The organism is Pseudomonas sp. PDM27 (genome assembly GCF_019219205.1).
Taxonomy (GTDB): Bacteria; Pseudomonadota; Gammaproteobacteria; order Pseudomonadales; family Pseudomonadaceae; genus Aquipseudomonas; species Aquipseudomonas laurylsulfatiphila.
In genome coordinates this window covers 46,303-71,443 of the sequence record NZ_JAHUWF010000004.1, presented here as the reverse complement: position 1 = coordinate 71,443, position 25,141 = coordinate 46,303, and the positions used below count along the sequence as shown (strand labels likewise).

The 25,141-nt window shown below is 59.8% G+C and carries 23 protein-coding genes and 1 other RNA gene; 14 read left to right on the top strand and 10 right to left on the bottom strand.

Going from position 1 to position 25,141, the window contains the following annotated elements:
* Positions 1 to 45 precede the first annotated feature (45 nt).
* From carA to grpE, 5 genes are all read right to left on the bottom strand, one after another.
* Positions 46 to 1,182 carry a glutamine-hydrolyzing carbamoyl-phosphate synthase small subunit gene (gene carA, locus KW838_RS10505; protein ID WP_095965946.1) on the bottom strand — a complete coding sequence of 379 codons (1,137 nt, stop codon included), beginning with the start codon at positions 1,180 to 1,182 and terminating at the stop codon, positions 46 to 48.
* A 259-nt stretch (positions 1,183 to 1,441) separates the two neighbouring features.
* Positions 1,442 to 2,245 carry a 4-hydroxy-tetrahydrodipicolinate reductase gene (dapB, locus tag KW838_RS10500; RefSeq protein ID WP_007973131.1) on the bottom strand — a complete coding sequence of 268 codons (804 nt, stop codon included), beginning with the start codon at positions 2,243 to 2,245 and terminating at the stop codon, positions 1,442 to 1,444.
* A gap of 10 nt (positions 2,246 to 2,255) precedes the next feature.
* On the bottom strand, positions 2,256 to 3,380 hold the full coding sequence (dnaJ, locus tag KW838_RS10495) for a molecular chaperone DnaJ (protein WP_007973132.1): 1,125 nt from the start codon (positions 3,378 to 3,380) through the stop codon (positions 2,256 to 2,258).
* A 296-nt stretch (positions 3,381 to 3,676) separates the two neighbouring features.
* Positions 3,677 to 5,593, bottom strand: coding sequence for a molecular chaperone DnaK (gene dnaK, locus KW838_RS10490; protein WP_102698879.1), 1,917 nt, complete (start codon positions 5,591 to 5,593; stop codon positions 3,677 to 3,679).
* Between the two features lie 102 nt (positions 5,594 to 5,695).
* Positions 5,696 to 6,262, bottom strand: coding sequence for a nucleotide exchange factor GrpE (gene grpE / locus KW838_RS10485; RefSeq protein ID WP_007973134.1), 567 nt, complete (start codon positions 6,260 to 6,262; stop codon positions 5,696 to 5,698).
* Between the two features lie 240 nt (positions 6,263 to 6,502).
* Between grpE and recN the strand changes: the two genes are divergently transcribed.
* The gene (gene recN / locus KW838_RS10480; protein ID WP_218501051.1) at positions 6,503 to 8,176 is read left to right on the top strand and encodes a DNA repair protein RecN; all 1,674 of its coding nucleotides are present in this window, start codon (positions 6,503 to 6,505) and stop codon (positions 8,174 to 8,176) included.
* Between the two features lie 180 nt (positions 8,177 to 8,356).
* On the opposite strand, the gene fur is transcribed toward recN, so the two are convergent.
* Positions 8,357 to 8,761 (bottom strand): ferric iron uptake transcriptional regulator, encoded by a 405-nt coding sequence (gene fur / locus KW838_RS10475; protein WP_003197684.1) that lies wholly within the window; start codon positions 8,759 to 8,761, stop codon positions 8,357 to 8,359.
* 97 nt (positions 8,762 to 8,858) lie between these two features.
* Between fur and KW838_RS10470 the strand changes: the two genes are divergently transcribed.
* Positions 8,859 to 9,386 carry an outer membrane protein assembly factor BamE gene (locus KW838_RS10470; RefSeq protein WP_057716485.1) on the top strand — a complete coding sequence of 176 codons (528 nt, stop codon included), beginning with the start codon at positions 8,859 to 8,861 and terminating at the stop codon, positions 9,384 to 9,386.
* Positions 9,387 to 9,450: 64 nt separating this feature from the next.
* Here KW838_RS10470 and KW838_RS10465 read toward each other — a convergent pair whose 3' ends face one another.
* Genes KW838_RS10465 through KW838_RS10455 form a run of 3 tightly spaced genes read right to left on the bottom strand, consistent with a single transcriptional unit; the run spans position 9,451 to position 11,600 of the window.
* Positions 9,451 to 9,762: an RnfH family protein gene (locus KW838_RS10465; RefSeq protein ID WP_218501050.1), complete on the bottom strand. Its 312-nt coding sequence runs from the start codon at positions 9,760 to 9,762 to the stop codon at positions 9,451 to 9,453.
* Positions 9,755 to 10,189 (bottom strand): type II toxin-antitoxin system RatA family toxin, encoded by a 435-nt coding sequence (locus tag KW838_RS10460; RefSeq protein ID WP_046038689.1) that lies wholly within the window; start codon positions 10,187 to 10,189, stop codon positions 9,755 to 9,757. The genes KW838_RS10465 and KW838_RS10460 overlap by 8 nt, the downstream gene beginning before the upstream one ends.
* A 7-nt stretch (positions 10,190 to 10,196) precedes the next feature.
* A complete protein-coding gene (locus tag KW838_RS10455) occupies positions 10,197 to 11,600 on the bottom strand; it encodes a sodium-dependent transporter (protein WP_102698882.1) in 1,404 nt (467 codons plus the stop codon).
* Between the two features lie 118 nt (positions 11,601 to 11,718).
* On the opposite strand from KW838_RS10455, the gene smpB reads away from it, so the two are divergent.
* Positions 11,719 to 12,201: an SsrA-binding protein SmpB gene (gene smpB, locus KW838_RS10450; protein WP_007933497.1), complete on the top strand. Its 483-nt coding sequence runs from the start codon at positions 11,719 to 11,721 to the stop codon at positions 12,199 to 12,201.
* 116 nt (positions 12,202 to 12,317) lie between these two features.
* Here the strand turns inward: smpB and KW838_RS10445 are convergent, their stop codons facing one another.
* The gene (locus tag KW838_RS10445) at positions 12,318 to 13,085 is read right to left on the bottom strand and encodes a GntR family transcriptional regulator (RefSeq protein ID WP_102698883.1); all 768 of its coding nucleotides are present in this window, start codon (positions 13,083 to 13,085) and stop codon (positions 12,318 to 12,320) included.
* Positions 13,086 to 13,346: 261 nt separating this feature from the next.
* Here KW838_RS10445 and KW838_RS10440 point away from each other — a divergent pair, with 261 nt between their 5' ends.
* The 11 genes from KW838_RS10440 to KW838_RS10390 all read left to right on the top strand — a co-directional run bounded on the left by KW838_RS10440 (position 13,347) and on the right by KW838_RS10390 (position 25,034).
* Complete coding sequence (locus KW838_RS10440; protein WP_102698884.1) at positions 13,347 to 15,041, top strand: lactate permease LctP family transporter; 1,695 nt, start codon at positions 13,347 to 13,349, stop codon at positions 15,039 to 15,041.
* 151 nt (positions 15,042 to 15,192) lie between these two features.
* The gene (locus KW838_RS10435; RefSeq protein ID WP_102698885.1) at positions 15,193 to 16,017 is read left to right on the top strand and encodes a (Fe-S)-binding protein; all 825 of its coding nucleotides are present in this window, start codon (positions 15,193 to 15,195) and stop codon (positions 16,015 to 16,017) included.
* The gene (locus tag KW838_RS10430) at positions 16,014 to 17,468 is read left to right on the top strand and encodes a LutB/LldF family L-lactate oxidation iron-sulfur protein (protein ID WP_218501049.1); all 1,455 of its coding nucleotides are present in this window, start codon (positions 16,014 to 16,016) and stop codon (positions 17,466 to 17,468) included. Before KW838_RS10435 ends, KW838_RS10430 begins: the two co-directional genes overlap by 4 nt.
* On the top strand, positions 17,468 to 18,139 hold the full coding sequence (locus KW838_RS10425; protein ID WP_218501048.1) for a lactate utilization protein: 672 nt from the start codon (positions 17,468 to 17,470) through the stop codon (positions 18,137 to 18,139). Before KW838_RS10430 ends, KW838_RS10425 begins: the two co-directional genes overlap by 1 nt.
* On the top strand, positions 18,136 to 20,946 hold the full coding sequence (locus tag KW838_RS10420) for an FAD-binding and (Fe-S)-binding domain-containing protein (protein ID WP_218501047.1): 2,811 nt from the start codon (positions 18,136 to 18,138) through the stop codon (positions 20,944 to 20,946). The genes KW838_RS10425 and KW838_RS10420 overlap by 4 nt, the downstream gene beginning before the upstream one ends.
* Before the next feature lie 190 nt (positions 20,947 to 21,136).
* A complete protein-coding gene (locus KW838_RS10415) occupies positions 21,137 to 21,412 on the top strand; it encodes a hypothetical protein (protein ID WP_218501046.1) in 276 nt (91 codons plus the stop codon).
* Positions 21,413 to 21,585: 173 nt separating this feature from the next.
* Positions 21,586 to 21,864 (top strand): hypothetical protein, encoded by a 279-nt coding sequence (locus KW838_RS10410; protein WP_218501045.1) that lies wholly within the window; start codon positions 21,586 to 21,588, stop codon positions 21,862 to 21,864.
* A 94-nt stretch (positions 21,865 to 21,958) separates the two neighbouring features.
* Positions 21,959 to 22,355: a transfer-messenger RNA gene (ssrA, locus tag KW838_RS10405) on the top strand.
* Between the two features lie 170 nt (positions 22,356 to 22,525).
* Positions 22,526 to 22,987, top strand: a complete 462-nt coding sequence (locus tag KW838_RS10400; protein ID WP_218501044.1) for a cysteine hydrolase family protein — start codon at positions 22,526 to 22,528, stop codon at positions 22,985 to 22,987.
* A 162-nt stretch (positions 22,988 to 23,149) separates the two neighbouring features.
* Entirely contained in the window at positions 23,150 to 23,512 is a 363-nt protein-coding gene (locus tag KW838_RS10395; RefSeq protein ID WP_218501043.1) for a DUF6124 family protein, read from the top strand.
* Positions 23,513 to 23,627: 115 nt separating this feature from the next.
* Positions 23,628 to 25,034, top strand: coding sequence for a DUF2252 domain-containing protein (locus KW838_RS10390; protein ID WP_218501042.1), 1,407 nt, complete (start codon positions 23,628 to 23,630; stop codon positions 25,032 to 25,034).
* Positions 25,035 to 25,141: the final 107 nt, after the last annotated feature.

The following is a 25,141-nucleotide window of genomic DNA, read 5'->3' as shown; positions in this document are numbered from 1 at the left end:
CCGGTGCGGGGCCACCCTCAAGCTTTGCTACATCAAGGCGAGCGATCAGCGTCGCTTGGCCATCTCGTTGATGAAGCGATCGAACAATGGCGCTACGTCGTTCGGGCCAGGGCTGGCTTCCGGGTGACCCTGGAAGCTGAAGGCGCTCTTGTCGGTACGCTCGATCCCTTGCAGGGTGCCGTCGAACAGCGATTTGTGGATCGCGCGAACGTTGGCCGGCAGGGTGGCTTCGTCCACGGCAAAACCGTGGTTCTGGCTGGTGATCATCACCACACCGGTGTCCAGGTCCTGGACCGGGTGGTTGGCACCGTGGTGACCGTGACCCATTTTCAGGGTCTTGGCACCGGAGGCCAGGGCCAGCAGTTGGTGACCGAGGCAGATACCGAAGACCGGGATCTCGGTTTCCAGCACATCCTTGATCGCCTGGATCGCGTAGTCGCATGGCTCCGGATCACCAGGGCCGTTGGACAGGAACACGCCGTCCGGCTTCAGCGCCAGCACATCGGCAGCAGGCGTCTGGGCAGGCACTACGGTCACGCGGCAACCGCGCTCGACCAGCATGCGCAGGATGTTCACCTTGACGCCGTAGTCGTAGGCAACCACGTGGTACGGCAGCTCGGAGGCTTCGATGGTCGCGTGGCTGTCGGTTTTCAGGTCCCAGACAGTCGAACGCCATTCGTAGCTGTCCTTGGTGCTGACAACCTTCGCCAGATCCATGCCTTTCAGACCAGGAAAACCCTGGGCGGCGGCGATGGCGGCTTCTTCGGAAATGTTGTCACCGGCCATGATGCAGCCGTTCTGCGCGCCTTTTTCACGCAGGATGCGCGTCAGGCGGCGGGTGTCGATACCGGCGATGGCCACAACATTGTTGGCCTTCAGGTAGTCGGACAGGGACATCGTGTTACGCCAGTTGCTCGCCACCAGTGGCAGGTCACGGATGACCAGGCCAGCGGACCAGACGCGGTTGGACTCGGCGTCTTCCGGCGTGGTGCCGGTATTGCCGATGTGCGGATAAGTCAGGGTAACGATCTGTTGGGCGTAGGAAGGATCGGTAAGGATTTCCTGATAGCCGGTCATTGCGGTGTTGAACACCACCTCACCAACGGTCTGACCGTCGGCTCCAATGGCTTCGCCGCGAAAAATGCTGCCATCAGCAAGGGCGAGTATGGCTGGCTTAGTCAAGAAGACCTCCCGTAAATAAAGCCTGAAAGGGCGATCGCAGGTTGTAAAAAAGCGGAGTGACGTATGGACACGTCACTCCGCTTCTTCACTGAATTATTCTGCGCGCTTTTAGTGGACACACTAAAGCTGTAGCTTACAGAAAAAGGCCTTTTTGGTCTACCGCCAATGAGCCTTAAAGGCTGGAGAATGCGACAGGACGTCGCCTGGCGGAACAAAACCGGGCTCAAACGCGGTGCGCGAGCCCGATTTCGGGTGCATCTTAACGCAGATCGAGCACGTCTTGCATGTCGTAAAGGCCAGGCTCGCGCCCGTCCAGCCACAATGCAGCACGTACCGCACCCTTGGCGAAGGTCATGCGACTGGACGCCTTGTGGGTGATCTCGACACGCTCGCCGTCGGCGGCGAACAGCACGGTGTGATCACCGACGATGTCGCCGGCACGCACAGTGGCGAAGCCGATGGTTTCACGATCACGCGCACCGGTCTGGCCTTCACGGCCATACACCGCCACTTTCTTCAGGTCACGACCCAACGCATCGGCAATCACCTCACCCATGCGCACGGCAGTGCCGGACGGCGCGTCGACTTTATGCCGATGGTGAGCCTCGGTGATTTCGATATCGACATCGTCACCCAATACGCGAGCGGCCGTGTCGAGCAACTTCAGGCACAGGTTGACCCCGACACTGAAGTTGGCCGCGAAGACAATCGGAATGTCCTTGCCCGCTTCCGCCAGCAACTGCTTTTCTTCAACACTGAAGCCCGTGGTCCCGATGATCATGGCCTTGCCGTGTTTACGGCAGAAAGCCAGGTTCTTCAGGGTCACCGTCGGGTGCGTGAAGTCGATCAGCACGTCGAACTCATCGACCACCCGATCCAGATCGCCGGACAGCGGCACGCCGATGCGACCGATAGCTGCCAGTTCACCGGCATCCGCACCGACCAGCGTGCTGTCAGGACGATCCACTGCCGCCGTCAACCCGGCACCTGGCGCCTGTTGCACCGCTTCAATCAGGGTCTTGCCCATGCGCCCGGCGGCGCCCATCACTGCAATACGTCGCATGCCTGTCTCCTTACAAATCGCCGAAGAAGCGTTTCACGCCTTCGAACCAGCCTGTGGTTTTCGGCGAATGGCTGTTGTCGTCCGCCAGCGAACTGCGGAATTCCTCGAGCATTTCGCGCTGGCGACGACTCAGGTTGACCGGCGTCTCGACCGCCACACGGCACATCAAGTCGCCCGCACCACCGCCACGCACAGGCGCGACACCCTTGCCACGCACACGGAACTGCTTGCCGGTCTGGGTCCCCTCGGGGATCTTCAACTTGACCCGGCCATCAAGGGTCGGAATCTCCAGCTCGCCACCCAGCGCCGCATCGACGAAGCTGATCGGCACTTCGCAGAACAGGTGCTTGCCATCACGCTGGAAGATCGAGTGCTCGCGCACGTTGATCACCACGTACAGATCGCCAGTCGGGCCACCCTGGGCACCCGCCTCGCCTTCGCCGGACAGACGAATGCGGTCACCGGTATCGACACCGGCCGGCACTTTCACCGACAGGGTCTTGTACTCTTCGACGCGACCTTCGCCGTGGCAGGAATCGCACGGATCGGAAATGATCTTGCCCTGGCCATGGCAGCGCGGGCAGGTCTGCTGCACCGAGAAGAAACCTTGCTGCATGCGCACCTGGCCGATACCGCCGCACGTCGGGCAGGTCACCGGCGAAGAACCTTTCTTGGCACCGGAGCCGTCGCAAGGCTTGCAGTTGACCAGCGTCGGAACGCGGATATTCACGGTCGTGCCGCGTACCGCTTCTTCCAGGTCCAGCTCCAGGGTGTAGCGCAAGTCACTGCCGCGCTGAGCGCCGCCACGGGAACCGCCGCGACCGCCACCGAAGAAGTCACTGAAGACATCGCCAAAGATGTCGGAGAAGTTCTGGCCACCGAAACCGGCACCGCCGCCACCCATGCTCGGGTCGACACCGGCATGGCCGTACTGGTCGTAGGCTGCGCGCTTGCTGGAATCGGAAAGCACTTCGTAGGCCTCGTTGGCCTCCTTGAACATCTCTTCCGACGCTTTGTCATCGGGATTACGGTCCGGGTGGTGCTTCATCGCCAGGCGACGGTAAGCCTTTTTCAGGTCCGCTTCGCTTGAGCCACGCTCAACACCCAACACTTCGTAATAGTCACGCTTTGCCATAAGTCTTTGCACTCTTGAGGACGTCCGGCAAAACCCTCCTGAGTCTGCCGAACTCGTTGAGCCCCAATACAGGCCCGGACCCAACTCACGTCAATTCAACGATCCTGGTCTTTGTTTCAAAGTGGCACTTTCGGCTCGGAAAGCAGGAGCATTCCCGGCCATGCCAGCAGTACGCGAGCGCTGTCGCATACTGTAAAAATTCGCGTATTCCAGATACGCCAACGCGGGAGCAAGCTCCCGCGCGGCGACATCCTACCAGTCACCGCCTAAAGGCAGTCAACCGGCCGACCAACAACTTACTTGTGGTCTTTGACTTCTTCGAACTCGGCATCGACAACGTCGTCAGCCTTCTCAGCCGATTCGCCCTGCGGTGCAGCGCCTTCAGCAGGCTGAGCCTGTTCGGCGTACATCTTCTGCGCCACTGGAGCGGAGACTTTCGACAGTTCTTCAACCTTGGCGTCGATAGCAGCCTTGTCGTCGCCTTTGACGGCGGCTTCCAGGGCAACTACGGCGGCTTCGATTGCAGTCTTCTCTTCGGCAGTCACTTTATCGCCGGCATCGGCCACCATTTTGCGCGTCGAGTGAACCAGTGCGTCGCCCTGGTTACGGGCAGCGGCCAGCTCTTCGAACTTGCGGTCTTCCTCGGCGTTCGCCTCGGCATCACGCACCATGCGCTCGATTTCCTCGTCGGACAGGCCGGAGTTGGCCTTGATCACGATCGACTGAGTCTTGCCGGTAGCCTTGTCTTTCGCACCGACGTGCAGGATGCCGTTGGCGTCGATGTCGAAGGTCACTTCGATCTGCGGCACACCACGTGGAGCCGGTGGAATGTCGGCCAGGTCGAACTTGCCCAGGGACTTGTTCTGAGCAGCTTGCTTACGCTCGCCCTGCAGCACGTGAATGGTCACTGCGCCCTGGTTGTCGTCGGCGGTCGAGAACACTTGCGACTTCTTGGTAGGAATCGTGGTGTTTTTCTCGATCAGCGCGGTCATCACGCCACCCATGGTTTCGATACCCAGGGTCAGCGGGCTGACGTCGAGCAGCAGAACGTCTTTCACGTCACCGGCCAGTACCGCGCCCTGGATGGCAGCACCCATGGCAACCGCTTCGTCCGGGTTGACGTCTTTACGCGCTTCTTTGCCGAAGAACTCGGTGACCAGCTTCTGAACCAGTGGCATACGGGTCTGACCGCCCACCAGGATCACGTCGTTGATCGCGCCAACGTCGATACCGGCATCTTTCATTGCGATGCGGCAAGGTTCGATGGTGCGCTGAACCAGGTCTTCCACCAATGCTTCCAGCTTGGCGCGGGAGATCTTCACGTTCAGGTGCTTAGGACCGGTGGCGTCTGCAGTGATGTACGGCAGGTTCACGTCAGTCGACTGGCTCGAGGACAGTTCGATCTTGGCTTTTTCAGCGGCTTCTTTCAGGCGCTGCATGGCCAGCGGGTCACCCTTGAGGTTCATGCCGCTTTCTTTCTTGAATTCGTCGACGAGGTAGTCGATCAGACGAATGTCAAAGTCTTCACCGCCCAGGAACGTATCACCGTTGGTGGCCAGTACTTCGAACTGGTGCTCGCCATCGACTTCAGCGATCTCGATCACGGAAACGTCGAAAGTACCACCGCCCAGGTCGTAAACGATCACGGTGTGATCGCCCTTGGCCTTGTCCATACCGTAAGCCAGAGCAGCGGCGGTCGGTTCGTTGATGATACGTTTTACGTCCAGACCGGCGATGCGGCCGGCGTCTTTGGTCGCCTGGCGCTGGCTGTCGTTGAAGTAGGCCGGAACGGTGATCACCGCTTCAGTCACGGTCTCGCCGAGGTAATCTTCGGCGGTTTTCTTCATTTTCTTCAGGATTTCAGCCGAGATCTGTGGCGGTGCCATTTTCTGGCCGTTCACTTCAACCCAGGCGTCGTTGTTGTCAGCCTTGACGATCTTGTAAGGGACCATCTGGATGTCTTTCTGCACGACTTCTTCGTCGAAACGACGACCGATCAGACGCTTCACCGCGTACAGGGTGTTGTGCGGATTGGTCACAGCCTGACGCTTGGCCGACTGGCCAACCAGGATTTCGCCATCGTTGGCGTAAGCGATGATCGACGGCGTGGTACGCGCGCCTTCAGCGTTTTCAATAACTTTTGCCTTGCCGTTTTCCAGCACGGAGACGCAGGAGTTGGTAGTCCCCAGGTCGATACCGATAATTTTGCCCATGTTCACTCTCCCGAAACTTTGGATTTTGTTGCCGCAGCAGTGGTGGCTAACTGCGGTAGCACTTAAACGCTTGACTTATAAATGGGGGCCTTGCGGCGGATTTCAAGCCTGCTCGTCAATCGAAGGCGAAACCGGCGCAGGCGCCTTGCTGACCACGACCATCGCCGGGCGCAGCAGGCGACCATTGAGCTGATAGCCCTTCTGGAACACCTTCAGAACGCTGTTCGGCTCGACATCGGCGCTTTCCTGCATGGCCATTGCCTGATGGTGAACTGCATTGAACGGTTCGCCATGCGGGTCGATCGCTTCAAGCTGATAACGCTTGAGAGTGTCGTGGAACATTTTCAGGGTCAGCTCGATGCCTTCGCGCATCGGACGGATGCTTTCGTCGTCCGGGCTGGACAGCTCCAGGCCGCGCTCCAGGCTATCGACGATCGGCAGCAGGTCGCCGGCGAATTTTTCCAGCGCGAACTTGTGAGCCTTCTCCACATCCTGCTCGGCGCGACGGCGGACGTTCTGCAGATCGGCGGCTACACGCAAAGCCTGATCCTGAGCGCCTGCCAGTTGCTCTTCGAGCACTTGTACACGAGCCGCCAGGTCTTCACCCGAAGCCTCGGGCGCCTGGTTGGCGTCTGGGTTTTGCGTATCCACTGTCTGTTCGTCAGCCATAGATTTCTCCTTTCAATATCGTCCGCGAGCTCAACTCGCGCTTCTGCCCAGCTATATGGGGCCGCAAAATCCGGCTTCAAGGGGCGCCGATGATTAACCCTACAAAAAACAATCGCATTGTCATGCCGGCTCGCGATAAGGGATTGGTCGGACCGATCGAATCGAGCTAACGGAGGGCATTGTCAGCCAGAAACAAAACACTGTATAAATAACCAGACCTAACACCTGGGAGCGGCCCATATGCTGGTGCACCTGTCCGTACATAACTACGCCATCGTTGAACATCTCGATCTCGAACTCGATCGCGGGATGAGCGTGATCACTGGGGAAACCGGCGCGGGCAAGTCGATCATGCTCGACGCGCTGGGCCTGACCCTGGGCGATCGTGCCGACAGCGGCGTGGTCCGCCCCGGCGCCGACAAGGCCGATATCCTGGCTACCTTCGATCTGGCCGACATCCCGGAAGCCAGCGCCTGGCTGGCCGAACGCGACCTCGAAAACGACGGCCCGTGCATCCTGCGCCGGGTGATCACATCCGAAGGTCGCTCGCGCGGCTACATCAACGGAACGCCCTGCCCGCTTGGCGACCTCAAGGCGCTGGGCGAACTGCTGATCGACATTCACAGCCAGCACGAACACCAATCCCTGCTCAAGACCGATACCCACCGTCGCCTGCTCGATGAATATGCCGGCGCGACGGATCTGGCCCGCCAGGTTCAACTGGCCGCCCAACGCTGGCGCCAGACCCGCCAGGAACTGGAGCGGCTCTCCAACTCCGGGGACGAGCAACGCGCCCGCCATCAGTTGCTCAGCTATCAACTCGAAGAGTTGGAAAACCTCGGCCTCGGTGACAATGAGCTGGAGCAGCTGGAACAGGAACACAAGAACCTGACCAACGCCGAAACCCTGCTGGGCATTTGCCGGCAAGTCGTCGAACAATGCAGCGAAAGTGATTCTGGAAATGTACTCAACGCCCTCACCGCCAGCCTCAACCGCCTGTCGAGCGTGAACAGCTCGATCGGCGCCCTGGGCGAAGCCAGCAGCTTGTTGACCAGTGCACAGATCCAGGTTGAAGAGGCCGTGGGCGAACTGAACCGTTTCCTCGACAATTTCGACGCCGATCCATCGCGCCTTCAATACCTGGAAGAACGCCTCGATGCGATCTACACCCTGGCGCGCAAACACCGCATCCAGCCAACTGAAGTGGCCGAGATGCAGCAGAAACTGCTGGATGAAATCGAAACCCTGAACGCCAACGACGAATCCATCGAGCGCCTGAGCGATGAGCTGTCGTCCTATGCCCGGCACTACCAGGAAAAGGCCCGGGAACTGAGCGATCTAAGGCATCAAGCCTCGAGCAGCCTGGCCAGCGCGGTGGAGCAGGAAATCCAGCGACTGGGCATGCCCGGTGGCCGCTTCACCATCGAACTGCGTCCGAACAGCGGCAACGAACTGCTGCCAAACGGGCTCGAACAGGTAGAACTGCTGGTCAGCGCCAACCCCGGCCAGCCACTGAAGGCCCTGGCGAAAGTGGCGTCCGGCGGCGAACTGTCGCGGATCAGCCTGGCGATTCAGGTGATCACCGCACAAACCTCCCGTGTACCGACCCTGGTGTTCGATGAAGTCGACGTCGGCATTGGCGGCCCGACCGCAGAAATCGTCGGCCAGTTGCTGCGCAGACTCGGCGAACGTGGGCAGGTGCTGACCGTGACCCACTTGCCGCAAGTGGCAGCTCAGGGCCATCAGCATCTATTTGTGCATAAAGTGCGCGGCGAAGATGCCACCCGCACGGCGGTTTCCAAACTGAGCAAAAACGACCGCGTCGAAGAAGTCGCACGAATGCTGGGCGGCATCGATCTCACCAAAGAGTCCCTGGCTCACGCCAAGAAAATGGTCGTCACCGCAAAAATCTAAGCGAACCCTGTAGGAGCCGCCGCAGGCTGCGATCTTTTGACTTTGCCCTTTCTAAAAGCACAGATCAAAAGATCGCAGCCTGCGGCAGCTCCTACAGGAACCATGTGCACCACAGAAAGCACGAAGGCGACCCTGGGGTCGCCTTCGCTCGTTTCGCGAACCGAGGTTCGCGCGACATGCTTACTTTTTCTTGCGCACGTACAGCACCAGATTGTGATCAACCATCTCGAAGCCATACTTGTCGACGATTGCTTTCTGAAGCCGCTCGATTTCTTCGTCGAAGAATTCGATCACTTCGCTGGTTTCGACGTTGACCATATGGTCGTGATGCTTCCCGTCGTCCAGTTCGAAGACCGCGTGGCCTCCGTCGAAGTTGTGCCGCACCACAAGGCCAGCTGCCTCGAACTGGGTCAGAACACGGTAAACCGTGGCCAGACCGACGTCCTCACCAGCCTCCATAAGGGCCTTGTAGACATCCTCGGCACTCATGTGGCGTTGCTCGGCGGAGTCGAGCATTTGCAGAATTTTGACCCGTGGCAGGGTCACTTTGAGGCCGGCTTTGCGTAGTTCGCTATTTTCAACCATGGTCAGCTTTCTCGCGATGCTGCTTCGCAGCTTCTCTTAATGCGGGTATGATCGGCGTTTACGTTGTCCCAGCCAAGATAGTGGAAGTCGCCCACCGATGCAAAACACCAAGCTCTTGCTAACCAGTTTCACCTTTGTGGGACTGCTCGCACTCGCCGGTTGTTCATTCCCCGGGGTTTACAAAATCGACATCCAGCAGGGCAATGTCGTCACGCAGGACATGATAGACCAGTTACGCCCGGGAATGACCCGCAAGCAAGTACGGTTTATCATGGGCAACCCTCTGCTGACTGACACGTTCCATGCCGATCGCTGGGATTATCTGTACAGCCTGCAACCGGGTGGCGGTGAACGCCAACAGGAACGCATCAGCGTTATCTTCAACCCAAATGATCAGCTTGTCAGCCTCTCTGGTGATTTCATGCCAGGCGTGAGCCGTGACGAGGCCATTCTCGGCAAGGACAGCGGCACGACAGTGGCTGCCCCGGCAGAAAACGTCGAGAAGCCGAAACCGGAAAAACCGGTCAAGCCAGGTTCGCTGCTGGACCAGATCCAGAAGGACGTCGACGGCGTAGAAACCGTTCCGGTCCCAACGCCAGAACCACTGGACACCTCGCCGCAATAATTTGCGACGCAATAAAAAGCCCGGCATGTCCGGGCTTTTTATTGTCTGGCGTTCAAGCCACTCACTAATTCCGGGCTTTGGCCTCGGCAGCTTTTGCCGCGCGCAGTCGGCGTACCTCTTTCGGGTCGGCCAACAGTGGTCGGTAGACCTCGATACGATCTCCTGCCTGAACAGGCCGACGCTCTGGATCCGCTACAACCTTGCCGAAGATCCCTACGGGACAATTGGCCAAATCCAGCTCCGGAAACTCCTCAGCCAGGGCAGACCCGAGCAAGGCCGCACGCACAGACGTTCCGACAGGCACTGCCACTGTCAGCAGCACCTGACGGTCCACGGCTGCGTAGACCACCTCGATTTCAATCATGACCTCAACCATGTATCTGCTTGGCGCGCTGGCAGAACGCATCCACCAAGGTGTTGGCCGCCTGATTGAACAGCGGCCCCAAGGTGGCACGAACCAGCGGCCCGGCGTAATCGAACGACAAATCGAGACTGATCTTGCAGGCTTTGTCGGTCAGCGCCTTGAATACCCAGATGCCATGCAATTGGGTGAACGGGCCCTCTTCGAGGTTCATTTCGATGGACTGCCCAGGAACCAGGGTGTTGCGCGTGACGAAATGCTGGCTGAGGCCGCCCTTGGCCACCCCAACGCTCGCCCGCATATGCTCAGGGGAGCTCTCCAGGACTTCGGCCGAAGAGCACCACGGCAGAAACTCCGGGTAGCGCGCCACGTCGTTGACCAGGTCATACAGCGCTTGAGCCGGGTACGGCAGCAAGGCCGAACGTGAAATGTGTGTCGTCATGTCAGCGTCACTTCCACAGCTGGGCGGCAAACACTACGAGGATGCCGATCGGCGCCACATAGCGCATCAAGAACAAGGACAGACCAAACAGCGCCGGGTTGCGGATCGACAACTCGTCGCGCACCGCTTCACGCCCCATGATCCAGCCCGCAAACACCACGAAACACAAACCGCCAAGCGGCAACATGAGTCGCGAGGTGAAGAAATCGATCACGCCAAAGAAGTCGAGACCACCGGTTGCTCCCCATTGGTAGAGGTGGAACACCCCGCCTTCGTTCACGAAGAACTTGGCCTCCTTCCAGATATTGAAGGAAAACACCGTACCCAAACCGACAAACCAGCAGCTGAAAGCCAGCCAGAAGGTGACCCAGGCACGACTCACTTTAGTGCGCTCGACCAGATAGGCCACCATCGGTTCAAGCAGGGAAATCGCCGAACTCCAGGCAGCGACCGCCACCAGCACGAAGAACACCACCCCCATCAATTGCCCGAACGCCACGTTGCCGAAGGCAAACGGCAGGCTGACGAACATCAGCCCCGGCCCTTCGCTCGGGTTCAGGCCCGCCGCGAAAACAATCGGAAACAATGCCAGGCCGGCCACCAGGGAAACGAAGGTGTCGAGCAGCGCCACACCAACGACAGTCCCCGATATCGACGAACTCTTCGGCATGTAGGCGCCATAGATCATGATCGAGCCGACGCCCACGCTCAGGGAAAAGAACGCATGCCCCATCGCGGGCAACAAACCGTCCAGGACCTTTTCGGGGTGGAAGTCGAACATGAAATGCACGCCCTCCATGAAATGACCGGTGGTCATGCTGTAGCCCAGCAGCACCAGGACCATCACGAACAACAACGGCATCATGATGCGCAAACTGCGCTCAAGCCCGGCGACCACACCCTTTGCGATCACCACCGCTGACAGCAGCATGAAAATCGTGTGCCAAAGTGTCAGGCGCCAGGGATCGGCAATGACATTGCCGAAGTAAGCCCCCACTTGATCCGCCGTCACACCCTGAAAATCGCCACGCCCCATGTCGATGATGTAATCCAGCGACCAGCCGCCCACCACACTGTAGAACGACAGGATCAGCAACGCCGTGATCATTCCGGCAAATGCGCCCCAGGACCATTTGCCCGAGTGCCCCGCCTCGACCGCCAGCGTCTTCAAGGCGTTGGCCGGGCTCTGCCGTGCACGCCGGCCGATCAGCGTTTCGGCCAGCATGACCGGCACGCCAATCAGCGCGATGCAGGCCAGGAACATCAGCACGAAGGCACCGCCGCCATAGACGCCGACCATGTACGGGAATTTCCAGATACTACCCAGCCCCACGGCCGAACCGGTCGCGGCGAGTATGAAGACCCAGCGGCTAGCCCAACTGCCGTGGACAGAAACCTTGTCTGTCGACATCGTTATCACGCCCAAGCGTTCAAAAAAGAGGCCGCATTGTCCGGGATTCAATCAACCTGCTCAAGCACGTAGCAACCCCGTAGCCGACTCTGTTGTAACTCCCTATAATGCCGCCCCTATGGCTAAACAGAAGAAACACCCAACAGGGACCATCGCGCAAAATAAAAAGGCGCGACACGATTACTTCATCGAGCACAAGTTCGAGGCTGGTCTGGTCCTGGCCGGCTGGGAAGTAAAAAGTCTGCGGGCAAGCAAGCTGCAACTGGTTGACAGTTATGTCCTGCTCAAGGATGGCGAAGCCTGGCTGCTCGGCAGCCACATTACGCCCCTGACGACCGCCAGCACCCACGTCATCGCCGATCCGGTGCGCACCCGCAAGTTGCTGCTCAACCGGCGCGAGCTGGAAAAGCTGGCCGCTGCGGTGCAGCAAAAGGGTTACGCCTGCGTGTGCCTGTCCTGGTACTGGAGCAAGCACATGGTCAAGTGCGAGATCGCCCTGGGCAAGGGCAAGAAGGAATACGACAAGCGTGATACCGAGCGCGAACGCGACGCCGGTCGCGAGTTGCAGCGTGCGGTGCGCAACAAGGGCAAGGAAGACTGATTTTTCTGCCTGAGTTTCGCCGCGTCAGCGAAAAGATCGCAGCCTGCGGCAGCTCCTACAGGGAACGCATTCCAATGTAGGAGCTGCCGAAGGCTGCGATCTTTTGCTTCAAAAGGTCACATCCCCTTGCGCCGCTCCGCCCGGGCCACGCGCTGCACTTCCTGACGCACTTCTTCGAGCACCTCCTGCACATACAGAATGTGCCGGCTGGAAACTTCCCGCGCCTGCTCCGCCCGCCCTTCGATAATCGCCTGGTACAACTCCCGATGCTGCGTGATCAGCATGTCGCGGGTTTCAGTGCGCTGCTTGTACATGCCACCGATGTTGGTCACCACGTTGCGCTTGAGCAAGTCGAACAGCCCGCGAATGGTATGCAGCAGCACGGCATTGTGGCTGGCCTCGGCGATCGCCAGGTGAAAACTTGCGTCCGCGGCCCCCTCTTCGGCACGGCTCACCTCTTCGTGACGCGAATAGCAGTCCTGCAACGTGTTGAATGCCGCGGTCAGCCGCTCGCGATCCACATCAGTGGCGCGCAACGCAGCGTAGTAGGCGCAGGACGCTTCCAGCGTATGGCGAAACTCGAGCAGATCGCGCTGCGCCTCGGGGTTGCTTTCCAGCAGATGCAACAGAGGATCACTGAAGGTGGTACCCAGTGATTCCACCACATAGTTGCCGCCGCCCTGGCGACTGACCAGCAGCCCCTTGGCGGTCAGCTTCTGAATGGCTTCACGCAACGAAGGGCGGGACACGCCAAATTGTTCGGCCAACGTGCGCTCGGCCGGCAAGCGCTCTCCGGCCTTCAGCGTGCCCTCGAGGATCATGCCCTCAAGCTGCTCGACAATATCGTCAGACAAACGGCGCTGACGAATCTGATCAAACCCCATAACTCGATTTCTCCACGACCCGACGGCTCGCCGGGGCTCTATTCTGGCCTATCGGCGCCGCGCCAGCACCTGCCACAGCGCATTTGGTCATACCAGACGGACGACCTGCGCACTTTGCATTCGACAAAAGTTTTAGGGCGGCAAATTGACACACCGCCTACAAGGCTTTTACCCTAGCCAACAGCGATTGTAAATTGGTCTTACCAATTATCCAAGAACGCTGATCAGTGCCTGACCAACAACAATTAGGGGCCACCCCATATGCAAACCTGGCAACAGCTCTATACCCCGCTCGGCAGCCTCGGCCTGTCCGCACTCGCAGCCGTCATCCCCATCGTGTTTTTCTTCCTGGCCCTGGCCGTGTTCCGCCTCAAAGGGCACGTGGCCGGCAGCATCACCCTGGCGTTGTCGATCCTGGTGGCGATCTTCGCTTTCCAGATGCCGGTCGATATGGCGCTCGCCGCCGCCGGGTATGGCTTCGCCTATGGCCTGTGGCCGATTGCCTGGATCATCGTGGCAGCGGTGTTCCTCTACAAGCTGACGGTCAAGAGCGGCCAGTTTGAAGTCATTCGCAGTTCGGTCCTGTCGATCACCGATGACCAACGCTTGCAGGTGCTGCTGATCGGCTTCTGCTTCGGTGCATTCCTGGAAGGTGCCGCCGGTTTCGGCGCGCCGGTGGCGATTACCGCCGCACTCCTTGTAGGACTGGGCTTCAACCCGTTGTACGCCGCTGGCTTGTGCCTGATCGCCAACACCGCACCAGTGGCCTTCGGCGCCCTGGGCATTCCGATCATCGTGGCCGGGCAAGTGACCGGTATCGACGCCTTCAAGATCGGCGCCATGACCGGCCGCCAACTGCCGCTGCTGTCGCTGTTCGTGCCGTTCTGGCTGGTGTTCATGATGGACGGCCTGCGCGGCGTGCGGGAAACCTGGCCTGCAGCGCTGGTGGCCGGCTTGAGCTTTGCCGTGACCCAGTACTTCACCTCGAATTTCATCGGCCCGGAACTGCCGGACATCACCTCGGCCCTGGCCAGCCTGATTTCCCTGACCCTGTTCCTGAAAGTCTGGCAACCAAAACGCGCCGCCGGCCAGCACATCGTCGGCGCTGTCTCGGCCTCCGTGGTGAGCGCCAGTGTCGGTGGTTTTGGCCAGAAGCGCACAACCGTGGCTTCGCCCTACAGCCTTGGGGAAATCTTCAAGGCCTGGTCGCCGTTCCTGATCCTGACCGTACTGGTCACCCTCTGGACCCTGAAGCCGTTCAAGGCGATGTTCGCCGCCGGCGGTTCGATGTACAGCTTCGTGTTCAACTTCGCCATTCCGCACCTGGACCAGATGGTGATCAAGGTCGCGCCGATCGTGGCAACGCCAACGGCTATTCCGGCAGTGTTCAAACTGGACCCGATTTCCGCCACCGGCACAGCGATTTTCTTCTCGGCGCTGATCTCGATGCTGGTATTGAAGATCAACCTCAAAATTGGTCTGACCACTTTGAAAGAGACCTTCTACGAACTGCGCTGGCCGATCCTGTCCATCGGCATGGTGCTGGCGTTCGCCTTCGTCACCAACTACTCGGGCATGTCCTCGACCATGGCCTTGGTGTTGGCAGGCACCGGTGCAGCCTTCCCGTTCTTCTCGCCGTTCCTCGGCTGGCTGGGCGTGTTCCTCACCGGCTCCGATACTTCGTCCAACGCCCTGTTCAGTTCGCTGCAAGCGACCACCGCGCACCAGATCGGTGTCAACGACACATTACTGGTGGCAGCGAACACCAGCGGCGGCGTGACCGGCAAGATGATCTCGCCACAATCGATCGCCGTGGCCTGCGCCGCAACCGGCCTGGTGGGCAAGGAATCGGATCTGTTCCGCTTCACCCTCAAGCACAGCCTATTCTTTGCAACGATTGTCGGCTTGATCACCCTGGCTCAGGCCTACTGGTTCACCGGCATGCTGGTGCACTAAGGACTACAAGCAAAACGGTAAAAACCGACGCCGGGCCACGCCCCCGGCGTCCGCAATTCACACCCCGGTCTGTAAGGCTGCTGAAAGCTTCCCTCACTATATTCAGCGGCCTCAACAGACGAATAACCGGGACCACCCGGAGACACGCCTGATGAGCGAGCTTTTTTACAACGCTGTGCCGAATGCGACCCGTGTCGCCCCGCCACTGCCCGAGCCTCGGCAATACCCCAGCGAGAAACCGTCACGGGTCTACCTGTTCGGGACCTGCGTGGTCGATTTGTTCTACCCCGAAGCCGGGATGGATGCGATCCACCTGCTGGAACGCGAAGGCATTCGTGTCGAGTACCCGCAAGGGCAAAGCTGCTGCGGACAACCGGCCTACACCTCGGGTTACACCGAACAGGCTCGGTCCGTGGCGCGCTCGCAACTGGCGCTGTTTGCCGGGGATTATCCGGTGGTGGTGCCATCAGGCTCTTGCGCCGGGATGTTGCGCGAACACTATACCGACTTGTTCAAGGACGAGCCGCACACGTTGAAACAGGTTCAGGCCCTGGCTGCCAGAACCTATGAACTGGCCGAGTTCCTGTTGTTTGTCTGCAAGGTGCAGTTCAAGGACAGCGGTGAGCCGGTGAAAGTGGCGCTGCACACTTCGTGTTCGGCACGCCGCGAAATGAACACCCACCTGCACGGCCGCGAGTTGTTGTCGCAGTTGAGCAATGTGGAGCGGGTCAATCACGATCACGAAAGTGAGTGCTGTGGCTTTGGCGGAACATTCAGCGTCCGTATGCCAGACATTTCCGGCGCGATGGTGGCTGACAAGACCCGGGCGTTGAAGGAATCCGGCGCGCACAAGGTATTGAGTGCCGATTGCGGCTGCTTGATGAACATCAACGGCTCATTGGAAAAACAGCAGGAAGCGTTGCGCGGTCAGCATCTGGCCAGCTTCCTCTGGCAGCGTACCGGAGGTGCCCGATGAGCACCTCCACGATTATTCCTACGGTTGCCGTAGAAGAAGATTTCCGCACCCGCGCCCACAACGCGCTGGGTGATGCGCAATTGCGAGGCAACTTTCGCAAGGCGATGGACTCACTGATGACCAAACGGGCAGCGGCGTTCAGCGATGCCCATGAAAGAGAACACTTGCGCGCACTGGGCAATGCAATCCGTGCCCGCGCGCTCTCCAAGTTGCCCGACCTGCTCGAGCAACTGGAACAGAACCTGACCCGCAACGGTGTGACAGTGCACTGGGCGGAAACGGTGGACGAGGCCAATGGCATCGTCCTCTCGATCATCCGCGCTCACGAGGGGCGGCAAGTGATCAAGGGCAAATCGATGGTCAGCGAAGAAATGGAAATGAACCATTTCCTGGCTGACCGGGGCATTGAATGCCTGGAATCGGACATGGGCGAGTACATCGTCCAGCTCGACCACGAGAAGCCTTCACACATAATCATGCCGGCGATCCACAAGAATGCCGGTCAGGTCGCGTCCTTGTTCCACGACAAACTTGGGGTGGAATACACCAAGGACGTTGACCAACTCATTCAGATCGGTCGCAAGGTCTTGCGGCAGAAATTCTTCGAAGCGGACATCGGCGTCTCCGGCGTCAACTTCGCCGTGGCCGAAACCGGCACCCTGCTGCTGGTGGAAAACGAAGGCAACGGGCGCATGACCACCACCGTACCGCCCGTGCACATCGCCGTTACCGGCATCGAAAAAGTCGTGGAAAACCTGCGCGATGTGGTGCCGTTGCTGTCGCTGCTGACCCGCTCGGCCCTGGGCATCCCGATCACGACCTACGTCAACATGATCTCCGGCCCGCGCAAGGAACATGAACTCGACGGCCCGCAGGAAGTGCACCTGGTACTGCTCGACAATGGTCGCAGCCAGGCCTTTGCCGACAGCGAATTGCGCCAGACCCTGAACTGCATTCGCTGCGGTGCCTGTATGAATCATTGCCCGGTCTATACCCGAATCGGCGGTCATGCCTATGGGGAGGTTTACCCCGGCCCTATCGGAAAAATCGTCACCCCGCACATGGTCGGCCTGGCGAAAGTCCCGGATCACCCGAGCGCTTCTTCGCTGTGCGGTGCCTGTGGCGAAGTGTGCCCGGTAAAAATCCCGATCCCTGCTCTGCTGCGGCGTCTGCGCGAAGAAAACGTCAAGGCCCCGGACAGCCCCCATCAAGTGATGCGTGGCCAGGGCAGCAAGTATTCGCGCAAGGAGCGGTTCCTCTGGAACGCCTGGGCGAAACTCAACAGTTCGCCGACGCTGTATCGCCTGTTCGGTTTCTTCGCCACCCGCCTGCGCGCCCTCACGCCGCGCAATGTCGGCCCGTGGACGCAAAACCACAGCGCACCTAAACCCGCCGCCCGCTCACTGCATGACATGGCCCGCGAGCACTTGGCCAAACAGGGAGACCGCTGATGAGCGCCAAGCAAAATATCCTCGCCAAACTGCGTAAAAGTCTGACAGGCACCACGCCGGTGGCCGACAACTTTGATGTCGATCTGGTGACCCAGCCTTACACCTACGCGCCTGAGCAACGCATTCCACAACTACGCAAACTGATGGAAGCGGTGCACACGGAAATCCACCTGACGTCCGGTGAACAATGGCCGGCGCTACTCGCGCAATTGCTGCGGGAGCGCCAGTTGCCGAGCCTGCTGATCGCACCGACAACGCCCCATGGCCAACGCATCACGCAGCACTGGGCGAATAATCCCGATCTGCCGCTGCTCAAGGCCTACGACCGTCCGGTCGAAGAATGGAAAGCCGAGCTGTTCAACGACACCCCGGCGAGCCTGACCGGCAGCCTCGGCGCCATCGCGGCAACCGGCAGCCTGATCATCTGGCCGACCCGGGAAGAACCGCGCTTGATGAGCCTGGCGCCACCGGTGCATTTCGCCCTGCTCAAGGCCAGTGAAATCCGCGATAACTTCTATCAGGTGCAACAGGAATTCGAATGGGCCCAGGGCATGCCGACCAACGCCTTGCTGGTGTCCGGCCCGTCGAAGACCGCCGACATCGAACAAGTGCTGGCGTACGGCGCCCACGGCCCGAAAGACCTGGTGGTGTTGATCCTGGAGGACCAATGAGTCTACCGGCCGCTTTCCTGCGAGATGCACAGCAACTGATTCCACAAGAGCGACGTTTCGACGACCCGCTGTCGACCCTGGCCTTCGGCACCGATGCCAGTTTTTATCGATTGATTCCGCAACTGGTGATCCGCGTCGAGTCCGAAGACGAAGTCGTGGCGCTGCTGCAATTGGCGCAACGCGATCAGGTGCCGGTGACCTTCCGCGCCGCCGGTACCAGCCTCTCTGGCCAGGCGATCAGCGACTCGGTTTTAATCGTGCTTGGGGATAACTGGAACGCGCGCGAGATCCGCGACCAGGGCACGCAAATCCGCCTGCAACCGGGTGTGATCGGTGCCCAGGCCAACGCCTGGCTGGCGCCGTTCGGACGCAAGATCGGCCCGGACCCGGCCTCGATCAACGCCTGCAAGATCGGCGGCATCGTCGCCAACAACGCCAGCGGCATGTGCTGCGGCACGGCGCAAAACACCTACCACACCCTGGCCGGTATTCGCCTGGTGCTGGCCGACGGCAGTCGTCTCGACACTGAAGATGCCGCCAGCGTCGCGGCGTTTCGCCAAAGCCATGCCGCGCTGCTGGAGCGCCTGGCGGCTCTGGGTCGCGAGACCCGCGCCAACGCTGATCTGGCTGCGAGAATCCGCCACAAGTACCGTCTGAAAAATACCACCGGCCTGTCGCTCAATGCCCTGGTGGATTTCGACGAGCCTGTGGATATCTTGAGCCACCTGCTGGTGGGCTCCGAGGGCACGCTCGGGTTCATCAGTGCGGTGACCTACGACACGGTGATCGACCACCCGAACAAGGCCTCGGCCCTGATTGTCTTCCCGGATGTCGAGACCTGCTGCAACGCGGTCACCGTACTGAAAAGCCAACCGGTGTCGGCCGTGGAACTGCTGGACCGGCGCAGCCTGCGTTCAGTGCAGGACAAACCCGGCATGCCGCCTTTCGTACAGCATCTGTCGAACAATGCCTGCGCCCTGCTGATCGAATCCCGCGCCGCCTCGTCCGCCCTGCTGCACGAACAACTGGCGCAGATCATGGCGTCGCTGCAGGCGTTCCCGGTGGAAAAACAGGTCGACTTCACGGAGGACCCACGGGAAAACGCCCGTCTCTGGGCCATCCGCAAAGACACCTTCCCCGCCGTCGGCGCGGTGCGCAAGACCGGCACCACGGTGATCATCGAAGACGTCACCTTCCCGGTCGAACAACTGGCCATCGGCGTCAATCGCCTGATCGAACTGTTCGACAAACATCACTACGATGAAGCGATCCTTTTCGGACACGCACTGGAAGGCAATCTGCACTTCGTCTTCACCCAAGGCTTCAACAACACGGAAGAAGTCGCACGCTACCAGGCGTTCATGGACGACGTGGCGCAACTGGTGGCGGTGGAGTTCGGCGGCTCGCTGAAGGCCGAACACGGTACCGGACGCAACATGGCGCCGTTCGTCGAACTGGAATGGGGCAGCGATGCCTACCAGTTGATGTGGCAACTCAAGCGTCTGCTCGACCCCAACGGCATTCTCAACCCGGACGTGGTGCTCAGCGAAGATCCGCAGATCCACCTCAAGCACCTCAAGCCCTTGCCGGCCGCCGACGAGATTGTGGACAAGTGCATCGAGTGCGGCTTCTGCGAACCGGTCTGCCCGTCGAAGGGCCTGACCCTGAGCCCACGCCAACGCATCGTGATCTGGCGCGACATTCAGACGCGAAAACGCGCCGGCATCGATACCACCGAACTCGAAGCCGCGTACGAATACCAGGGCATCGATACCTGCGCCGCCACCGGCCTGTGCGCGCAACGTTGCCCGGTCGGCATCAACACCGGCGAGCTGGTGAAAAAGCTGCGCAGCCGCACGGCCACCCATACGAAAACCGCCAACTGGCTTGAAGGAAATTTCGCCACGGCGCTACAAGGGGCGCGGTTCACCCTGCACGTCGCCAATGGCGCACGGATGTTGTTGGGCGCGCCACGCCTGGCAAAACTCTCGGCGACATTGACGAAGCTGTCCAAAGGCCAGGTCCCGCAATGGACCAACGCCATGCCGCAGCCGGAAAAAGCCATCCGCTTCAGTCCCGCCGTGTCGGACGAACGCCCTCGGGTGGTGTACCTGGCGGCGTGTGTGTCGCGGGTCATGGGGCCAGCGGCGGGGGATAAAGAGCAGGTGTCGTTGTACGACAAAACCCGCGGGCTGCTGGAGAAGGCCGGTTACCAGGTGGTCTTCCCGGACAATCTGGACAACCTCTGCTGCGGCCAGCCGTTCGCCTCCAAAGGCTACGCCGAACAAGCCGAACACAAGCGCCAGGAACTGATCGGCGCCTTGCTGCACGCCAGTCGCGGCGGGCTCGACCCGATTTATTGCGACACCAGCCCCTGTACGTTACGGCTCACTCAAGACCTGGGCGACGTTCGACTGGACCTCTACGACCCGGTGCGTTTCATCCGCACGCACTTGATGGATCGCCTCGATTTCACACCACAGGAAGCGCCGATTGCGGTGCACGTCACCTGCAGCACTCAGCACCTTGGCGAAAGTCAGGCGCTGATCGATCTGGCACGCAAATGCAGCAAAAACGTGGTCATTCCTGAGGGTATTCACTGCTGCGGCTTCGCCGGCGACAAGGGTTTCACTACGCCGCAGCTCAATGCCCATTCGCTGCGCACGCTCAAGGAGGCGGTGCAGCAGTGCAGCGAGGGGATTTCCACCAGTCGCACGTGTGAGATCGGGCTGACGCAACATGGCGGCATTGATTACCACGGTCTAGTCTATCTGGTGGACCGCGTTACCCAGGCTAGGGTGCCCTGATAGCAGGACCCAAGGAAGGTGCATAGATGTACCTACTTGCCGGAATCGATAGTTCTACAGCAGAAAAACAGAACCCTGAGGTGCCGCCGCAGTCCACTGATCAAGTCCCGCCAATGCGGGGCTCTCCCAACACTCGGTAGCTCGATTTGATGGCCAGCAATGCCTGGCCCTTCAGCTCAAGGAGATACACATGAATCGTTCTGTGCTGTTAGGTTTGTTTCTTACTGCTTCCATGATGGCTTCCACTTCGTTTGCTGCAGAAGAAGACCTTTGCGCGGTCAATCTGCAAACCATCGAAAACGCAAAGGCACAGATTCCTCCGGAAATGGCTGACCAGGTGAAAGCCTCCGTCGAGCAAGCCAAAGCCGACCATGCAAAAGGCACCAAGGCAGGCATTGATGATTGCGTCGCCGAGACCAACGACGTCATCAAGGCCGTCACCGACGCGAAAAAAGGCGGGAAGTAATCCGATACGAAGCAAACCAAAACCCGCCAACGGCGGGTTTTGTTGCATCCGGGGTCTGGAAATGCGTAACCGCCCGCATCGCAGGAGAAGCTCGACACGTTGTCTGAAAAAACCGAATTCCTGCGTTGAATCGTAGTCTTTGAGGTAGGCCCCATCCGTTCAAGGTGATATCCATGAAACCTACCACGCTCGCTGGTCTGTTCATTTGCGCTGCAATGCTGGCCTCTCCTGCATTGGCGGCGGACAACAACCTGTGTACGAGCAAGCTGCAAGAGCTCAAAGGCAAAGTGAATGCGCTGCCGGCGACCTCCGGAAACACCGCCATGGAGATCAAGAGACTGATGTCCAGCGCCGAAGCCTCACAAGCCTCCGGAGACGACACAAAATGCGTCACCGAAGCCACCCAGGCATTGGCACTCGCTGACAAACAGCGTAACGAACCCAACCCATGATGTGTGGTGGCCTACCTTCGGGTTGGCCTTCTGAGTCGCGTTGACGTACACTGTACAGGCTTGTTGCTCACTTGATTCACAGAGCACCAGGCTCGGGGCCGTTTAGGATTCGACGCCGGTTGCGAAACTTTAGGTGCATGCCGAGTTGGTAACAGAACTCGTAAATCCACTGTTGCAACTACTTATAGTTGCCAATGACGATAAATACGGCCAGGAATTCGCTATCGCTGCGTAAGCAGCCTTAGACCTGAGCTTCTGGTACCTTCGGGTCCAGCAATCACCAGGGGATGTCTGTAAACCCAAAGTGATTGTCATATAGAACAGAATCGCCGTGCAGTACGTTGTGGACGAAGCGGCTAAAACTTACACAACTCGCCCAAAGCACCCTGCCCGTCGGGTCGCTGAGGGTTAACTTAATAGACACGGCTACGCATGTAGTACCGACAGCGGAGTACTGGCGGACGGGGGTTCAAATCCCCCCGGCTCCACCAATCAAAGCTGACAAGGCCCGCCCAGTGCGGGCCTTGTTGCATCTGGGGTTTGATCATTCATGCCTCACACCCTGTGGGAGCGGGCTTGCCCGCGAAGAGGCCAGCGAAACCGCCCGGATATTTTCCAAACGCAGGTCCCCGCGTCACCGCCCTCTCTCCCGGAGAAGCCCATGCGCCAAGCCCTCCTCATCATCGACGTACAACCTTGTTTCGCCCCACCGCAGTGGCTGGTCGACGGTATCCAGGCACTCATCGGCACCCTGCCCAGTGTCGCCACGGTCGAGCGTCACGACGAGTCCATAACCCCCTTCGAAAAACAGCTTGGCTGGCACCCCGCGCCGGACGATGACAGCCTGATCCCCGCCGACCGCATTTTCATCAAGCACGGCTACGCGCCCACGCCGCAAACCATCGACTACCTGAAAAGCCTGAACGTCGAGCGCGTACTGGTGTGCGGCCTGCAGACCGAAACCTGCTGCCTGGCGGCGGGGTTTGCGCTGTTTGATGCGGGCTTGCAGCCGACCTTGATTACGGATTTGACGGTGGGGTCGTCGCTGGACCGGACGGGCGGGCTGGGGGTCCGGCTTTGGGAGCATCATTTCAAGCACACGGTGAAATCGAGCGACCTGTGACTTCCCCTTGTCCTAGGACATTTCCCGCAAAACGCATCGCCTTTCATGAACTGGCGGGGCCTGCTTCTCGACGATAGCCTTCCTGGGTCGCTGAAAATCAGCGACCGGCTTTGACAGGCTGAAAAACGGGGCAGCTCCTATAAACAAACCAGGATCTCCATCATGAAAAGACACAGCCCCACCCTGCAAGACTCTTCACCTGATACAACAACCGAAACACCCGACTTATCCAACCTCTCCAACACCACCGAACCCGCCATCAGCGCCCGCCTGCGCAACCCCAATCACCTCGACCCCGTCAGCCACGTCTTCACCATCCGCCCCGACATCGACACGCCGTCCCTGCTCACCCACGCCAGCGAAACCCTCGCCTCGCTCAACGTCATGAGCACCGACCTTGCCTGCGAGCTTGAGAGTTCGCGTCGCAACATCGCCCTGGCGATCCAGCAGTTGGCTGTGCTGGCGCAATTGCTGGTGAACCGGGCGCTGGACAACATCGCGCCACTCGACGAAGCAGAGGCTTGAGATGGATCGATACAGGCCGATGCCAGACAGGTCAGTCGCCGGGCAAACACGAACCCGCAAAGCCCTTCTACACTCCATTCGCAAACGCCCTAAAACACCCGTCGAATAGGCCCCCATGACCACCCTCACCGACCGTTTGAAGCAAGGCAAGGATGCGCGCAAGAAGTGCTCGCGCAGTTCGCAAGCAGCCTTGGGCAATGTCGATCGCGACCCGATTCCGCTGATCAAGGCGTCGAGTGAGGGACGCATCAAATCGCTGGTGGAGCTGCGCTACGGGCGCATGCTGGTGTCGCCGTTCACCTTCTATCGCGGCAATGCGCTGCTGCAGGCCCACGACCTGGCGGGCACCTCGAACATGGGGATGGTTTCGCCGATTTGTGGTGATAGCCACCTGATGAACTTCGGCGGTTTCGCAACGCCTGAACGCAACCTGCTGTTCAGCGTCAACGACTTCGATGAAGCCCATCCCGGGCCGTGGGAGTGGGACTTGAAACGCCTGGTGGCGAGTTTTCTGGTGGCCGCCCGCGACTTGCGCCATGGCGAGTCGGTTGAAGAAAGCATCTGCCATGAGGTGGTGAGTGCCTATCAGAAAACCATACTCGAATGCGCCGAACAAAGTTCGCTGGAAACCTGGTACGAGTCCATCAGCTATAACGACCTGCTGGCGCAGGCCAACAAAAACACCCTGGAACACGTGGAACGCGCCATCGAAAAAGCCGAGCGTCGCACCCATGCCGAACTGCTGCCGAAAATCAGCGAACGCGACGCCCATGGGCGTCTGATCATTCGCGATGACCTGCCGGAAATTTTCCACCTGCACAAGAACACCACGCTGCTGGACGCCGATGATGACTGGTTGCGCCTGTCGGACTGGCGTCCGCTCTACGACACCTTCATGCGTGACTATCGCGGCACCCTGCAAGCGGACCGCCGTGAGCTGCTGTCGCGTTTTCACGTGCAGGACATGGCGTTCAAGGTGGTGGGCGTCGGCAGTGCCGGCACCCGTTGCCTGGTGGCGCTGCTGACCGACGATCAGCAGTTCCCGCTGTTCCTGCAATTCAAGGAAGCCCGGCGCTCGGTGCTCGCCGGCTACTTGAAGGCCAGGTCGAGGGTGCGGCATGAAGGGCAGCGGGTGGTCGAGGGTCAACGCTTGATGCAATCGGCCAGCGACCTGTTCCTCGGCTGGACCACCGGGCCCAGCGGGCGGCATTTCCATGTGCGGCAATTGCGCGATATGAAAATATCCGCCGAACTCGAGACCTTCGATGGCGAAGCCTTCGCGGCCTATGGCCGGCTTTGCGGCCGGGCCCTGGCTCGCGCCCATGCCAAGTCTTCCGGGCAGGCGGCGGTGATCAGCGGCTATATCGGCAAGAGCGAGGCATTGGCCGATGCGCTCTATAAGTATGCCCGGGGTTATACCGAGCAGAACGAGCGTGATTTCGAGCGCTTCCAGCAAGCCTGCCGCAAGGGCCGTTTACGTGCCCGATCGGAAGCCGACTTTGCCGCGGATCATTTGCCGTAGCGGTGTCGCAGGCTCTGGTGCGGGGCTTTGTTCGAGATGAATTTTTCTTCACCCCACCCTCTCGCGCCAGCCTGTACATTTCACTCGCTCATTCAAGAAACTACGGT